General features: G+C 48.3%; 14 protein-coding genes. 13 read left to right on the top strand and 1 reads right to left on the bottom strand.

Annotated elements, in window-relative coordinates; translation table 11 throughout:
* Positions 1-148 precede the first annotated feature (148 nt).
* The 3 genes from C7R73_RS00220 to C7R73_RS00210 all read left to right on the top strand — a co-directional run bounded on the left by C7R73_RS00220 (position 149) and on the right by C7R73_RS00210 (position 3603).
* The gene (locus C7R73_RS00220) at positions 149-2044 is read left to right on the top strand and encodes an ABC-F family ATP-binding cassette domain-containing protein (RefSeq protein ID WP_106448584.1); all 1896 of its coding nucleotides are present in this window, start codon (positions 149-151) and stop codon (positions 2042-2044) included.
* 19 nt (positions 2045-2063) lie between these two features.
* Positions 2064-3011 carry a thymidylate synthase gene (locus C7R73_RS00215; RefSeq protein WP_106448583.1) on the top strand — a complete coding sequence of 316 codons (948 nt, stop codon included), beginning with the start codon at positions 2064-2066 and terminating at the stop codon, positions 3009-3011.
* 103 nt (positions 3012-3114) lie between these two features.
* The gene (locus C7R73_RS00210; protein WP_106448582.1) at positions 3115-3603 is read left to right on the top strand and encodes a dihydrofolate reductase; all 489 of its coding nucleotides are present in this window, start codon (positions 3115-3117) and stop codon (positions 3601-3603) included.
* A gap of 62 nt (positions 3604-3665) precedes the next feature.
* Here the strand turns inward: C7R73_RS00210 and trhA are convergent, their stop codons facing one another.
* The gene (gene trhA, locus C7R73_RS00205; RefSeq protein ID WP_234402575.1) at positions 3666-4316 is read right to left on the bottom strand and encodes a PAQR family membrane homeostasis protein TrhA; all 651 of its coding nucleotides are present in this window, start codon (positions 4314-4316) and stop codon (positions 3666-3668) included.
* 183 nt (positions 4317-4499) lie between these two features.
* On the opposite strand from trhA, the gene C7R73_RS00200 reads away from it, so the two are divergent.
* The 10 genes from C7R73_RS00200 (at position 4500) to topA (ending at position 13906) form a co-directional block, all read left to right on the top strand.
* Positions 4500-5123: a YpmS family protein gene (locus tag C7R73_RS00200; RefSeq protein WP_161525829.1), complete on the top strand. Its 624-nt coding sequence runs from the start codon at positions 4500-4502 to the stop codon at positions 5121-5123.
* A gap of 15 nt (positions 5124-5138) precedes the next feature.
* The gene (locus tag C7R73_RS00195) at positions 5139-5363 is read left to right on the top strand and encodes a YozE family protein (RefSeq protein ID WP_086985045.1); all 225 of its coding nucleotides are present in this window, start codon (positions 5139-5141) and stop codon (positions 5361-5363) included.
* Positions 5364-5384: 21 nt separating this feature from the next.
* Positions 5385-6086 carry a purine-nucleoside phosphorylase gene (gene deoD, locus C7R73_RS00190; RefSeq protein ID WP_086628011.1) on the top strand — a complete coding sequence of 234 codons (702 nt, stop codon included), beginning with the start codon at positions 5385-5387 and terminating at the stop codon, positions 6084-6086.
* 21 nt (positions 6087-6107) lie between these two features.
* On the top strand, positions 6108-7589 hold the full coding sequence (locus tag C7R73_RS00185) for a S41 family peptidase (protein ID WP_106448580.1): 1482 nt from the start codon (positions 6108-6110) through the stop codon (positions 7587-7589).
* 155 nt (positions 7590-7744) lie between these two features.
* The gene (gene lepB, locus C7R73_RS00180) at positions 7745-8293 is read left to right on the top strand and encodes a signal peptidase I (RefSeq protein ID WP_106448579.1); all 549 of its coding nucleotides are present in this window, start codon (positions 7745-7747) and stop codon (positions 8291-8293) included.
* A gap of 33 nt (positions 8294-8326) precedes the next feature.
* Positions 8327-8998, top strand: coding sequence for a signal peptidase I (gene lepB / locus C7R73_RS00175; RefSeq protein ID WP_106448578.1), 672 nt, complete (start codon positions 8327-8329; stop codon positions 8996-8998).
* Between the two features lie 86 nt (positions 8999-9084).
* Entirely contained in the window at positions 9085-9963 is an 879-nt protein-coding gene (gene ylqF / locus C7R73_RS00170) for a ribosome biogenesis GTPase YlqF (protein ID WP_106448577.1), read from the top strand.
* Positions 9960-10736 (top strand): ribonuclease HII, encoded by a 777-nt coding sequence (locus tag C7R73_RS00165; RefSeq protein ID WP_106448576.1) that lies wholly within the window; start codon positions 9960-9962, stop codon positions 10734-10736. Before ylqF ends, C7R73_RS00165 begins: the two co-directional genes overlap by 4 nt.
* Before the next feature lie 76 nt (positions 10737-10812).
* Positions 10813-11721, top strand: coding sequence for a DNA-processing protein DprA (gene dprA, locus C7R73_RS00160; RefSeq protein WP_153060326.1), 909 nt, complete (start codon positions 10813-10815; stop codon positions 11719-11721).
* 115 nt (positions 11722-11836) lie between these two features.
* Positions 11837-13906 carry a type I DNA topoisomerase gene (topA, locus tag C7R73_RS00155; RefSeq protein WP_106448575.1) on the top strand — a complete coding sequence of 690 codons (2070 nt, stop codon included), beginning with the start codon at positions 11837-11839 and terminating at the stop codon, positions 13904-13906.
* Positions 13907-13912 lie beyond the last annotated feature (6 nt).

The raw sequence follows: 13912 nt of genomic DNA, 5'->3' as shown, positions 1-13912 counted from the left end.
TTTTTGACGAAAGCGCTCCTGAAATACGGCTTGATTTTTAGGCCTTCAATGTCCCGCAGCCCAGCCGGATATGTTACAATGTCAAGAGACTATCAAGATCCCTGAACATAAAACGACATGGATTGAAAACAAAGGATGATTAAGACATATGAAAGACTTTAACGCCATTGAGTTAGAAAAATCCTACGGGATGAAGAAACTCTTCAATAAAATATCCTTCACGATCCGTGAAGGTGAACATATCGGCCTGATCGGTCAGAACGGAACAGGCAAGAGTTCCTTGCTGGAGATCATCGCGGGAATCGAAACCCTGGATGCCGGCAGCCTGGACGTGCCCAGTGATTATCGTGTCGGTTACTTGGCGCAAGAACCACAACTGAACAAGGAATCGACTGTTTTTGAAGCGGTCTATGAAGGCGAAGCGCCCATCATCAAGACGGTCCGCGCCTACGAGGAAGCTTTGGAATTGTTGGTGAACGACAGTCTGAATCCGGATTATCAGAACCGATACAGCAAGGCCGAAGCTGACATGAATGCGCAAAATGCTTGGCAAACAGAGGTTCAGATCAAATCCATCCTGAACAGGTTGGGTTTGGATGACATCACGAAAAAAGTAGGCGAGCTATCCGGTGGACAACGGAAACGCGTCGGCTTGGCGCAAGTGCTGATCCAAGCGCCGGACCTGTTGTTGCTGGATGAACCGACCAACCATCTTGACATGGATTCGATCACTTGGCTGGAAAACTATCTTGCCCAATACAAAGGCTCCGTCCTTTTGGTGACCCATGATCGCTACTTCCTGGAGAATGCCGTAACGAAAATCATCGAACTGAAGAACGGCGGAGTGGAAGTCTACACAGGAAACTACGAAGACTATTTGTTTCAGAAGAGCGAACGCGAAGCCATCCAGCAAAAAATGGATGAGAAACAGCTGAAACTCTACAAGAGCGAACTGCAATGGATGCGCAAGGGCGCCAAAGCGAGGACGACTAAGCAACAGGCACGGATTCACCGATTTGAGGATTTGGAAAAGGTAACGCAACAAAGCACGACCGATGCCAAACTCGAAATCCAGTTGGATGGTTCCCGCTTGGGCAAACGCGTCTTCAATCTGGAACATATTTCGCTTTTTGCGGGAGACAAACAAGTTCTCAACGATTTTTCCTATATATTTCAGTCGAACGATCGCATCGGCATCGTCGGCAAGAATGGAGCAGGCAAGACAACCTTGCTGAATATGTTGGCAGGCGAAATAGAGATTGCCAGCGGGAATCTGATCATCGGAGAGACCGTCAAAATAGCCTACTACAAACAACTTTCCGAAGTGCTCCCTGACGATAAGCGCGTCATCAATTACCTGCAGGAGATCGCCGAAGAGGTGAAATTAAGCGACGGCATCATCGTCAGCGTCAAGGAGATGCTGGAAACGTTCCTCTTCCCGCGGGAAACGCACGGCAGCCTGATCAGTTCGTTATCCGGAGGGGAAAAGCGTCGCCTTTACTTGTTGAAGTTGCTGATGACAAAACCGAATGTGCTGCTGATGGATGAGCCAACGAACGACTTGGATATCGATACGCTGACGGTATTGGAGGATTACTTGAACAGCTTCGGCGGAGCCGTCATCACTGTTTCACATGACCGCTATTTCTTGGATAAAGTGGCCGACAAGCTGTTGATCCTGAATGATGAAGGCAAACCGGGCGTATTCTTTGGGGATATGAGCGAATATTTGCTGGTATCCAGTCAAAAGGACAGCGAAACCGCTAAACAGCAAAATAAAAAAGCAGCAGCACCTGTTCCGTCTCAGGATGCGGTCACGGAAAAGACCAAATGGACCTACTTAGAGCAGAAGGAATGGGAAACAATCGAGGACGACATTGCCGCACTTGAGGAAAAAGGGCAGACATTGCAGACCGCGATGGCCGAAAATGCTTCGAACTTTGAAAATTTGACCCAATTGCAACAGGACCTGGACAACACGGAAGCTGCGCTTACCGAAAAATGGGAACGCTGGGAATATCTCAGCCAGTTCGCCAAAGATTAATGCACATAGGAGAACAAAGATGACAAAACAATATTTAGATTTAGCAAGAACTGTCCTGGAAACAGGCGCAACGAAACACGACCGTACCGGCACCGGCACGAAAAGCATCTTCGGCCATCAAATGCGTTTCGATCTGGCTGAAGGCTTCCCGATCCTGACGACCAAAAAAGTCGCTTTCGGCCTCATCAAGAGCGAACTGCTGTGGTTCCTGAAGGGCGACACGAACATCAAATACTTGTTGGAAAACAACAACCACATCTGGGATGAGTGGGCATTCGAGCGTTATGTGAAATCAGCAGATTACACAGGGCCGAATATGGAAGACTTCGGCCATCGGGTCCTGAAGGAAGAGGGCTTCAAAGCAATCTATGCTGCCGAAATGGCCAAATTCCGGGAAGCGATTTTGACGGATGCAGCCTTTGCAGCCAAACACGGTGAATTGGGCAATATTTATGGGTCCCAATGGCGCCGCTGGAAAACGACGCAAGGGGAATTCATCGATCAGATCAGCGATGTCATCGAGATGATCAAGACGAACCCTGATTCAAGAAGGTTGATGGTTTCGGCCTGGAATCCGGAAGATGTCCCTTCGATGGCTTTGCCGCCTTGCCATACACTGTTCCAATTCTATGTGACGGATGGGAAGCTCAGCTGCCAACTGTACCAAAGAAGCGCGGATATCTTTTTGGGGGTGCCGTTCAACATAGCCAGCTACGCTTTGTTGACGCATCTGATTGCAAACGAAACGGGTCTTGAAGTCGGGGAATTCATCCACACATTCGGGGATGCCCATCTTTACTTGAATCATATCGAACAGATCGAGCTGCAACTAACAAGGGAGCCTTTCGCTTTGCCTAAGCTCGTGCTGAAGCATCCGGAGAAATCCATTTTTGAAATGGAAAAAGAAGATATCGTCCTGGAAGGCTACGTGAGTCACCCGGGCATCAAAGCACCGATCGCTGTATAATTTACTGATTACCATACTGAGGAAAAGGAGGTTGCCGCCATCAGGATCCATATAGGTTCCTGATCGATCCGGGCGTTGGCTCGGCTGCGCGGCAAAACATGAGATGATCGCATTATTATGGGCTGAAGACGACAACGGAATCATCGGAAAAGGCGGCACGTTGCCTTGGCACCTGCCGAATGATCTGAAGTATTTCAAGGAAAAAACACTGAACCACAAAATTGTGATGGGCAGAAAAACGTTCGAGGGGATGGGGTCACGCCCGCTGCCGAAAAGGGAAAGCATCATCCTGACGAGGCAAACCGACTACACTCATCCGGGTGTTACTGTCCTGCATGACGTCAAAGAAGTATTGGCGCTGGATAACGAAGAGGAGACGCTATTCATCATTGGCGGTAGCGAGATCTTTGAGCTGTTCCTGCCTTTCGCGGATATCCTGTACCAGACCGTCATCCATGCAGACTTTGATGGGGACACTTATTTTCCGACAACAGACTGGAACGAGTGGGAATTAGTCTCGTCAACCGCAGGCATTGTCGACGACAAAAACCGCTATGAACATGAATTCAAAGTGTTCAAACGGGTGGAATAAGCAAAAAGGGCTGACTCCAATGTTTTTTGGAGTCAGCCCGCTTTTTGCATTTTTTGATTTTATCACACGTAAAGCAATATGCCGAAGTACATGAAAGCTGCGCCTGCCAAAACGAAGAGGTGCCAAATGACATGCATAAAGCCATATTTTTTGTTCGAGTAAAAAATAGTCCCCAAACTGTAACTCAAACCGCCCAACCCGATGAGCACAATGCCGTTCAGGCCGAGTGTCTGGTACATCGGTTGAATGATGAACAGCGCCATCCATCCCATACCCAGGTATAAGAGGGTGGAAATCCCGTTGAATTTTCCGACGAAAAAGATCTTCAGGATAATGCCGATGATTGCGATTGCCCAAACGGCAATGAACAAAGCTCTGCTTTGGCCGTTACGGACCGCAATCAAACAAAACGGCGTATACGTCCCTGCAATCAACAAATATATGGCTGCGTGATCGATGTAGCGGAAAATCTTTTGAAACCGGGTCATACTGAAACTGTGATAGAGCGTCGACGACAGAAAAAGCAAAATCATCGAAGCACCATAAATGGCATAAGCAACGACTTCTGTAACGTTTCCTGATTGGGACCCCTTCAAAATGAGTAAGACGCATCCTGCGATGCTAAGCAAGGTTCCGATTCCATGTGTTACGGCATTCAACACTTCGTTTACGATGATTTTGCGTCTGCCTTCTGTTTGCGGAAAAGTAGTCACATTCATTCCTCCTTGTTGCCTGTCAGCAATTGTTTTTTGGCCAAAGAAAAAAACAGTCTCCAACAACGTCCTTCTGAATGCATTATAGCACATTAAATGGTAAGATTTAAGAAAATAACAGTATCTCTCCTACCTGAAAATGACAGAAAGTTTCACGGGAATATTTTGAAAGGGGCGAATAGAATGGGAACCAATCAACAAAGAAGTGCGAAAAACAGCCCGAATCCATGGAAAATTGCTTTCATCACCTTGTCGCTCGTGCTGGTCATCGCGGTGGTTTGGCTATTCTCGAAAATCACGATGGAACAACCCGCTCAAACTGCAACTGATGCACAAGTCACTGCGCAATCAGAGGATCAGCTTTCGGTAGGATTGTCCTTGAGCAATACCGAATTGGCTGCCATCGCCAACGAATATATGAAGTCCGAGGAGAGCCTGGCCGGTTATTCGGTAGAAATCACGGATGTGGTGACTTTAAAAGGTGAAACTGTCCTGTTGGGATTTACGGTCCCGTTCGCATTGTCAGGGGAGCCGCATGCGACAACCGACGGCAATCTGCAGATGAAGGTGACGGACATTTCCCTGGGCGGGCTTTCTTTACCCGAAAAAGAAGCCTTGAGTCTGTTGGCTCAATTTTTGACGCTGCCGGCATTCGTCAACTTGGATGCGGGCTCGGAAACGGTGCTGATGAACTTGGCCAGCATGGAGCTGCCGAAAGAGAGCGCCATCCGTTTGCTATCCATCGATAAAGGGACGAAAGAATATTCATTTGAAGTAACCATACCAACAGAAAATTTGATAGAATAGAAAGAGGCCTAATTTATGAGACAATCTTTTTACCTTTTCATTCTCACGTATAGAGACCCATACAAAAAAGACGACAAAACAGCATTTGCAAATCGGGTTTCCGAGGATATCGGTTTTCCGAAGCAAATGACCGATTACCACGAACTTGCCGATTACCTGGAGTTGAGCGGAGAGTATACAGAGTTCATGTCCGTCTTTGATGAGTTGTTTGACGTATACGTCGAGAGGAACAGAAATTAGATAAAGAAAGAAGGAAATGAAATGAGTACACACATCGCAGCAAAACCTGGGCAAATCGCGGAAACAGTCCTGTTGCCTGGCGATCCCTTAAGAGCGAAGTACATTGCGGAGACTTATTTGGAGAACGTCGAGCAGTACAATTCGGTCCGGAATATGTTCGGTTACACAGGGACATACAAAGGCAAGCGCGTTTCTGTCCAAGGCACAGGCATGGGCTTGCCTTCGATCATGATCTACGCCAATGAATTGATCACCGAGTACAACGTGCAGAATCTGATCCGGGTCGGTTCGGCTGGGGCGATCCAAAAAGATATCCATGTGCGCGACATCGTCATTGCCCAAGGCGCGACAACAGATTCCAGCGTCGTCAGCAACACGTTCAACGGCCAAGTCAACTTTGCGCCGATCTGCAACTTTGAGCTGATGCACAATGCCTATATGGTCGCGAAGGAACGGAAATTATCCGTCCACGTCGGCAATGTCCTATCCTCGGACCGCTTCTACAACGAAGAGTTGGATAAACAGAAATTGGCTGACTATGGTGTGCTGGCCGTGGAAATGGAAGCTGCTGGATTGTACCTGCTGGCCGCCAAATATAACCGGAAAGCCTTGGCTTTGTTGACGATCAGCGATCATATCCTGACCGGGGAAGAAACGACTGCCGAAGAGCGTGAAACAACGTTCGACGACATGATGCTCGTTGCTTTGGAATCTATCTTATAATCATAAAGAGGTGTAGTATGAATGGGCAACAACGGGCATAAACTTAAAAACGGCAAAAAACGCGGAGTCAAACTCTCCTTCTATTTCCTTTCCTTGCTCATCGTCGCTGCTGCGGCAATCGGCGGAACGTATGCGTGGATCGGGAGAAGCGTCACGCTTCCCTCCACGGAAGAGATCATCCAAGGGACAAACAGTTCGACGTTGGATTCGGCTGCAGCGGACCGCATCGGAGCCGTCTATCAGACGCTTCTCAATAATTATGTCGAAGGTGTCGATGAAGAAGAACTGATCGAAGGCGCCTTGAGCGGCATGGTGGAAGCAGTCGGCGATCCCTACAGTCAATACTTGAACACAGAAGCGAGCGATAACCTGGATGAGACGATCTCCGCCTCATTCGAAGGCATCGGAGCTGAGATCATGTCCTTGAATCAACAGATCGTCATTGTATCGCCGATCAAAGGCTCGCCTGCCGAAAAAGCGGGGCTTTTGCCGAATGACATCATCCTCAGTGCGGATGGCCAGGCATTGCAGGGCCTGACAGCCAGTGAAGCAGTCGCTCTGATCCGGGGCGAAAAGGGCAGTGAAGTGGTTCTGGAAATAGTCCGCGGTGATCAGACTTTCAAAGTGAACATCATCAGGGACACGATTCCGATCGAAACAGTGACATTTGAACTCGATGAAGAACATCCGGAAATCGGCATCGTCCATGTCTCCAGTTTCTCAACACCGACCTATGACGATATCGTCAGTGCTGTAACGGATCTGCGCACACAGGGAGTCACATCCTTTGTGTTTGATTTCAGACAGAATCCAGGCGGTTTATTGGACCAGGCTCTGAAAATCAGCAATATGTTCCTTAACGACGGAGACGTCATCATGCAGACGCAAGAAAAAGATGCCGATCCGAATAAAATAGTGGCAAGCGCAAGCGAGTTCGGTGATTTCAAGATAACCGAACCAACCGTCCTGCTTGTCGATGAAGGAAGCGCCAGCGCTTCGGAAATCGTTGCGGGGGCACTGCAGGAATCTTCCGAGATACCATTGGTCGGGACAACGACTTTCGGCAAAGGCACTGTGCAAACAGTGTATCCGTTGACCGAAAGCAGCGAATTGAAATTGACTGTAGCGAAGTGGCTGACGCCGAACGGCAACTGGATCCATGAAAAAGGGATCGCAGTCGACTACGAAGTCGCACTTCCTGAATACGCCACATTGACGATCATCGATTCCACAGCAACCTATGAAGAAGGAACTGTCTCGGAAGAGGTCAAGAATGTCGAAGCGATGCTGAATGCCATCGGCTACGCAGTCGAGGCGGACGGTTACTATGATGAAGACACTGCCGAGCAGGTAGCGTCATTCCAAGCTGCAAACGAGCTGGAAACAACCGGTATCGTAACGGGTGACACGGCATTGGCGATAGTCGAACAATTGCGGGAAGTCCTTACGGAGAACGATACACAGTACGATAAGGCTGTGGAAATATTGATGGGGAACGAATAATCCGAAAGGTTTGGCAGCTCTTACGAAGTGCCAAACCTTTTTGGTGTTGCTTGGAATATTCGCCTTTGGACCGGTTGCGATTCTTTTTATGCGTAAAATGTGCTAAACTATGAGTGTTGTTTTAGCACATACTATAACCAAAAAGGTTGATACCGATGAAAGTAGATAAAAAGATGCAGGATGGTCTCTGGGATTGGATGAAGGCGATCACCTTTGCCTTGCTGTTGGTGATCATCATCCGTTTTTTTGTATTCATTCCGCTGAAAGTGGAAGGCGCCTCCATGAGCCCTACGCTGGCACAGGGCAACTATCTCTTATATGAGACGTTTTCTGACGTTGATCGCTTTGATATCATCATCTTCAGCAATGAAGAAGGGCAAACGCTCATTAAGCGGGTCATCGGATTGCCGGGCGATTCCATCGCTTACAGCGAGGATCAACTGTACCTGAATGGCGAGCCTGTTGAAGAGTCTTTTCTGGGGACGGAGAAGCAGCAGGGCATGGATGTTTTCACTTCGGATTTTGATTTGCTGACCTTGACAGGAATGGAGACGGTCCCGGAAGGCAGCTATTTTGTGTTGGGGGACAACAGAGTGCGCAGCAGGGACAGCCGGATCTTCGGCTTTGTCGCGCAAGCTGATATAGCCGGCAAAGCAGCGTTGGTGTACTATCCGCTTGAGGATTTTGGCTTTATTCAAAATTAAGTACCAGTTGGATTTATAAGAAAGGGTGATTCGATGTCATTTGGCAATAAAGATCATAACGACCAAGACTCTGGTTTTGTTTCAAGGAACGAAAGATTCGGGGTCGATCAAAAGAAAGAAATCCAACCAGAAAACAGAGGCAGTTTTTTGCGGGAAGCGCTGAATCTGATCCTTTCGGTGGCAATCGCCTTTGTGTTGTTCGTTGTCATCCGGACTTATTTATTTTATCCGTTCCAGGTTGTCGGCGATTCGATGGTGCCGACTTTGGAGACCGGAGACCGGCTGATCCTGAATAAATTGGCTGAAATTGATCGTTTTGATATCGTGGTGTTCCCTGCTCCTGACGGGACCGATGAAGAATATGTGAAACGCATCATCGGGCTGCCCGGGGACGAGATTGCTTATTTCCAGGATGAGCTGTACATCAACGGCGAAAAAGTCGAGGAGCATTATTTGGAGGCTTTGAAAGAGGCTAGCGATCAACAATTGATGTCTGATTTCACCCTGTATAGTTTGGATGCAACAGCAGGGTATTCCGTTGTCCCAGAAGATATGTATTTCGTCTTAGGGGATAACCGCAGTGTTTCCAAAGACAGTCGTGTTTTCGGGTTCATCCCGGCAGCACAGATCGAGGGAACAGCTGATTTAAGACTGTGGCCGCTGAACAAAATAGGCATCATCGATGACAATGGTGCAGTAGAATAAAGGGACAACCGCACACAAGTGTATTTGCACTTGTGTTTTGTCTTGAATGGAAGCAAAAGGATTTACTCAGAAAAGGAAGTGTCAATATGTTAATACAATGGTTTCCAGGCCACATGGCAAAAGCGAAACGTGAAGCGTTGGAAAAATTAAAAATGGTCGATTTGGTGATTGAGTTGCTGGATGCGCGCTTGCCGGTTTCGAGCCGTAACCCTTTGATCGATGACATCATCGGAAACAAACCGAGATTGATTGTCCTCAATAAGGCCGATCTTGCAGATAAGGCAGCCACAAAAGACTGGGTTGAATACTTCAAACAGGATAAGAAAGCGCAGCGTGCCGTTTCGATGTCGACACTGAACAATAAAGATGTAGAGAACATCAAAAAAGAGCTGAAGGAAATGATGGCCCACAAAACGCAGGCGATGATCAACAAAGGCGTCAAACCCCGCGCAATCCGCTTGATGATCCTTGGTATCCCGAACGTCGGGAAATCAACTTTGATCAACAAGCTGATGCAGAAGAACCGCGCGCAGACCGGTAATCGTCCAGGCGTAACCAAAGGGCAACAATGGTTGAAAATCGGCGGCGATTTCGAGTTACTGGACACACCAGGGATACTTTGGCCTAAGTTCGAGGACCAGCTGATCGGACAAAAGCTTGCCTTGACCGGAGCGATCAAGGATACCGTTTTCCATAAGGATGACGTCGCATTATTTGCATTGCGTTATTTTATGCAGTATTATCCGGGCAGGTTGCAGTCTTTCTATAAGGTGGACGAAAAAGAATTCGAAGGAGAGGTTCCAGAATTGTTGATGGAATTGACCACGAAATTGCGCTTTGGCGAAGATTACAGCCGGGCCAGCGAAAAAATCATTTTCGACATCCGCGGCGGCAAACTTGGTCCGTATACTTTGGACCAGGTTCCCGTAAAGGCTGCGGAGGCTGAAGAGGGCTTAGCGGAATGAACAAACCAGTGAGCATCGCTGCCATCAAGGAGCAATTGCAGGGAATCGAATCATTGGATGATCACCGTTGGGAAGCCATCCGAGCCGACTCCCGCAAAGGCGTCCAAGCTGCAGTCAAATCCTGGGAGCGAAATTATCAACTCGATCTTGCCCTAAAAGAGCGGCAAGTCCAGATGATGGTCTTCGAAGAAGAGTTGAAGGCGAAAGGCCGTCTTGCCATCGCAGGGATCGATGAAGTCGGCAGAGGCCCATTAGCCGGTCCTGTGGTCGCTGCGGCAGTCATTCTGCCAGCGGACATCCCTTTCCTCCCGGTCAACGATTCAAAACAACTCTCAGCCAAAAAAAGGGAGCAACTTTACGATCAGATCATGGCCATTGCCGATGTCGGCATCGGATTGATTTCGCCAGAAACGATCGACGCCGTGAATATCTATCAAGCCACGAAACTGGCGATGATGCAGGCAATCGCCAATCTGAAGCAAGAGCCGGACAGTCTGCTGATCGACGCCATGAAGCTGCCGTTGCCTGTTGAACAGCTATCCATCATCAAGGGCGATGCCAAATCCGTCTCGATCGCTGCCGCCAGCATTGTCGCGAAAGTATACCGTGATCGCCTGATGTCCGAGTATGCCCTGCAGTATCCGCACTATGGATTCGAGAAAAATGCCGGTTATGGCACGCAACTGCACTTAGCCGGATTGGATAATCATGGAATCACGTCAATCCACCGGAAGACGTTTGATCCGATCAAAAGCATGCTGAGAGAGCAATAAAAATTAAACAATATAAAAAGCAGAATCCGACTCCTTTCGTATTATCTTAACAGATGGTACGCAAAGGAGTTTTTTTATGGAAATGAACCGCGAAAATCTGACGGTCCGGGATAAACTGATTTATCATGCAATGACCGGCTTGTGCACGCCGAATTTTATGAAGCATCTGTACCTATCCTGGACGAGGGATCCTTTCTATTCAATAGAAGAAATCGTAAACAACTATGTGCCGATGAGCAATGAGAGCAAACAGCAGAAGTTGAAAATGGCGCTCGAAACGGCCTTCAGCAAGACGCCTTATGAAGAACTGAACGCGCTGTATCGGATCAAAAACATCCAAATTTTGACGATTCTGGACAACGGGTATCCGGGAGGCTGGCTGAACAGCTATTTGCCCCCTGTCGTGGTGTTTTGTGCGGGGAATATCGATTTATTGGAGCAGCCTTGTCTGAGCGTCGTCGGCAGCCGCAGTCCGACCTCCTACGGAAAGGCGGTCTTGGACGAAATGATCCCTCCGTTGGTTGCGGAAGGCATCACGCTCGTAAGCGGGCTCGCCAAAGGCATCGATCAAATGGTTCATTCCTGTGCGATCGCAAACGGCGGAGCCACAATCGGTATCATCGGGTCAGGTCTGGATGTTGCTTACCCAAGGGAAAATGCTGCCCTGCAGCGGCAAATGATGGCAGAGCAGCTCGTCATCAGTGAATATCCTTTAGGCTCGAAACCGGAACGATTCCATTTCCCGATGCGCAATCGCCTGATCGCCAACCTTTCGCTGGCCACTTTGGTGATCGAAGCGACGGAAAAGAGCGGCAGCCTCATAACCGCTAATTTGGCGCTGCAGGAAAACAGGGATGTTTATGCGGTTCCCGGAAATATTACCAGCCGTCTCAGTGTCGGCACCAATCAATTGATAAAGGCCGGCGCAGCTTGCGTTTTGAACGCGACTGACGTGCTGGAAGAAATGAAAACGCAGTGGAACTGAAGCACCCGCGAAATAACTTCCATTTGACAAACACCTAGTTTATGGCATAAGATGGGAAACGATTTAAATGACAGAAATATACATACAAAATATTTCGTTGAGAGGAGTCGTTTCTTTGGCTTATAAATATTTAGTCATCGTGGAATCACCTACCAAAGCCAAGACGATAGAAAAGTATCTTGGCAGAAACTATAAAGTGGTAGCAAGTAAAGGCCACTTGCGCGATTTACCAAAGAGTCGCATGGCAATCAATATCGAAAATGACTATCAGCCGGATTATATTTCCATTCGTGGTAAAGGCGACCTGATTAAAGAATTGAAAAAATATGGCCATAAGGCCGAAAAAATTTACCTGGCTTCCGACCCGGATAGAGAAGGGGAAGCCATCTCGTGGCACCTCGCTCACCTGTTGGGTTTGGACCCAGCAGATAATATCCGCGTCGTTTATAATGAAGTAACCAAAGATGCAGTAAGAGAAGCGCTGAAAAATCCAAGACCGATCAACATGGATCTTGTTTCAGCCCAGCAAGCCCGAAGGATACTGGATCGCTTGGTCGGATACTCCATTTCACCAATACTATGGAAGAAAGTCAAAAAAGGTTTGAGTGCCGGACGGGTCCAATCGGTTGCCCTGAAACTGATAGTCAACCGCGAAGAGGAGATTGCTGGGTTCGAACCTGTGGAGTCCTGGACGATTGATGGCACTTTCTTGAAGGACAAACATGTTTTTCAGGCAGCCTTTTATGGCTTGGGCGGGAAAAAGCTGAAGCTGAAGACCAAAGAGGAAGCGGATGCGGTCTTTGAGAAGATCACTTCCAATGTTTTTGAGATTTCCGATGTAACGAAGAAGCAGCAAAAACGCAACCCGGCTCAGCCGTTCACGACTTCCAGTCTTCAACAGGAAGCCGCCAACAAGCTGAATTTCCGTACGCGGAAAACGATGATGATCGCGCAGGAACTCTATGAAGGGATTCCGCTCGGCAAAGAAGGCTCCGTGGGTTTGATCACCTATATGCGAACGGACTCGACACGTGTGTCGGCCGGTTCGATTGAGGAAGCGCATGAATACATCACGGGCACATACGGTCCGGAATATGCCATCGAAAAACAGCGCGAGAACAAAAAGGCCCCATCGGCACAGGATGCGCATGAAGCCATCCGTCCTTCCAGCGTTTTAAGGGTGCCGAGCGAAATCGAAGCCTTTTTGACGAAGGACCAGTTCAAATTGTACCAATTGATCTGGGCGCGCTTTTTGGCGAGTCAGATGACGCCAGCGGTCTTCGATACGATGAAGGTGGACCTCAAGCATGAGGACGTCATGTTCCGGGCGACGGGTTCAAAAGAAAACTTTGCCGGTTACCGCAAAGTCTACGTGGAGGGCACCGCCAAAGAGAAAGACAACCTTTTGCCGGAAATGGCTGTAGGCGACACCGTCTTCTCGAAGGACATTGAACCGAATCAGCATTTCTCACAACCGCCGGCCCGTTATTCGGAAGCGACGCTCATCAAGGCTCTGGAGGAGAATGGCGTCGGAAGACCTTCGACCTATGCTCCTACGATCGAAACAATCCAGAAACGCTATTACGTAAAAGTGACGGCAAAACGTTTCGAGCCAACCGAATTGGGTACGATCGTCAATGGCTTGATCTCCACCTATTTCCCGGACATCGTGAACATTTCCTTCACCGCCGGAATGGAACAGGACTTGGACAGTGTCGAAGAGGGCAATATGGAATGGGTCAAAGTAGTCGATCGTTTTTACAAACCATTCGCCGAAGAATTGGCGAAAGCGGAAGTCGAGATTGAAAAAATCGAGATCAAAGATGAGCCAGCCGGATTCGATTGCGAATTATGCGGCCATCCGATGGTCATCAAAATCGGCAGATTCGGAAAGTTCTATGCGTGCAGCAATTTCCCGGAATGCCGAAACACAAAACCGATCGTGAAGAAAATCAACGTGACGTGCCCCGTGTGCCACAAAGGCGAGGTCATCGAACGGAAATCCAAGAAAAACCGGATATTCTATGGCTGCGATCAGTATCCAGAGTGCGAATTCATCTCATGGGACAAACCGATCGGCCGCGATTGCCCGAAATGTCAACATTATCTTGTTGAGAAAAAGGTCAAAGGCGGCATCCAAGTGAAATGCAGTCATTGTGAATACGAGGAAGATGTACAGAAATAACGTTAT

Source organism: Trichococcus alkaliphilus (assembly GCF_003008695.1).
Classification (GTDB): Bacteria; Bacillota; Bacilli; order Lactobacillales; family Aerococcaceae; genus Trichococcus; species Trichococcus alkaliphilus.
This window is presented reverse-complemented; position numbering and strand designations above follow the sequence as displayed.

Excerpts from the sequence above, each read along its gene's own strand:
- C7R73_RS00215 (WP_106448583.1), top strand. The coding sequence starts at position 2,064 with ATGACAAAACAATATTTAGATTTAGCAAGAACTGTCCTGGAAACAGGC.
- lepB (WP_106448579.1), top strand. The coding sequence starts at position 7,745 with ATGAAAGTAGATAAAAAGATGCAGGATGGTCTCTGGGATTGGATGAAG.
- C7R73_RS00165 (WP_106448576.1), top strand. The coding sequence starts at position 9,960 with ATGAACAAACCAGTGAGCATCGCTGCCATCAAGGAGCAATTGCAGGGA.
- C7R73_RS00220 (WP_106448584.1), top strand. The coding sequence starts at position 149 with ATGAAAGACTTTAACGCCATTGAGTTAGAAAAATCCTACGGGATGAAG.
- C7R73_RS00200 (WP_161525829.1), top strand. The coding sequence starts at position 4,500 with ATGGGAACCAATCAACAAAGAAGTGCGAAAAACAGCCCGAATCCATGG.
- dprA (WP_153060326.1), top strand. The coding sequence starts at position 10,813 with ATGGAAATGAACCGCGAAAATCTGACGGTCCGGGATAAACTGATTTAT.
- ylqF (WP_106448577.1), top strand. The coding sequence starts at position 9,085 with ATGTTAATACAATGGTTTCCAGGCCACATGGCAAAAGCGAAACGTGAA.
- C7R73_RS00185 (WP_106448580.1), top strand. The coding sequence starts at position 6,108 with ATGGGCAACAACGGGCATAAACTTAAAAACGGCAAAAAACGCGGAGTC.
- C7R73_RS00210 (WP_106448582.1), top strand. The coding sequence starts at position 3,115 with ATGATCGCATTATTATGGGCTGAAGACGACAACGGAATCATCGGAAAA.
- lepB (WP_106448578.1), top strand. The coding sequence starts at position 8,327 with ATGTCATTTGGCAATAAAGATCATAACGACCAAGACTCTGGTTTTGTT.
- C7R73_RS00195 (WP_086985045.1), top strand. The coding sequence starts at position 5,139 with ATGAGACAATCTTTTTACCTTTTCATTCTCACGTATAGAGACCCATAC.
- deoD (WP_086628011.1), top strand. The coding sequence starts at position 5,385 with ATGAGTACACACATCGCAGCAAAACCTGGGCAAATCGCGGAAACAGTC.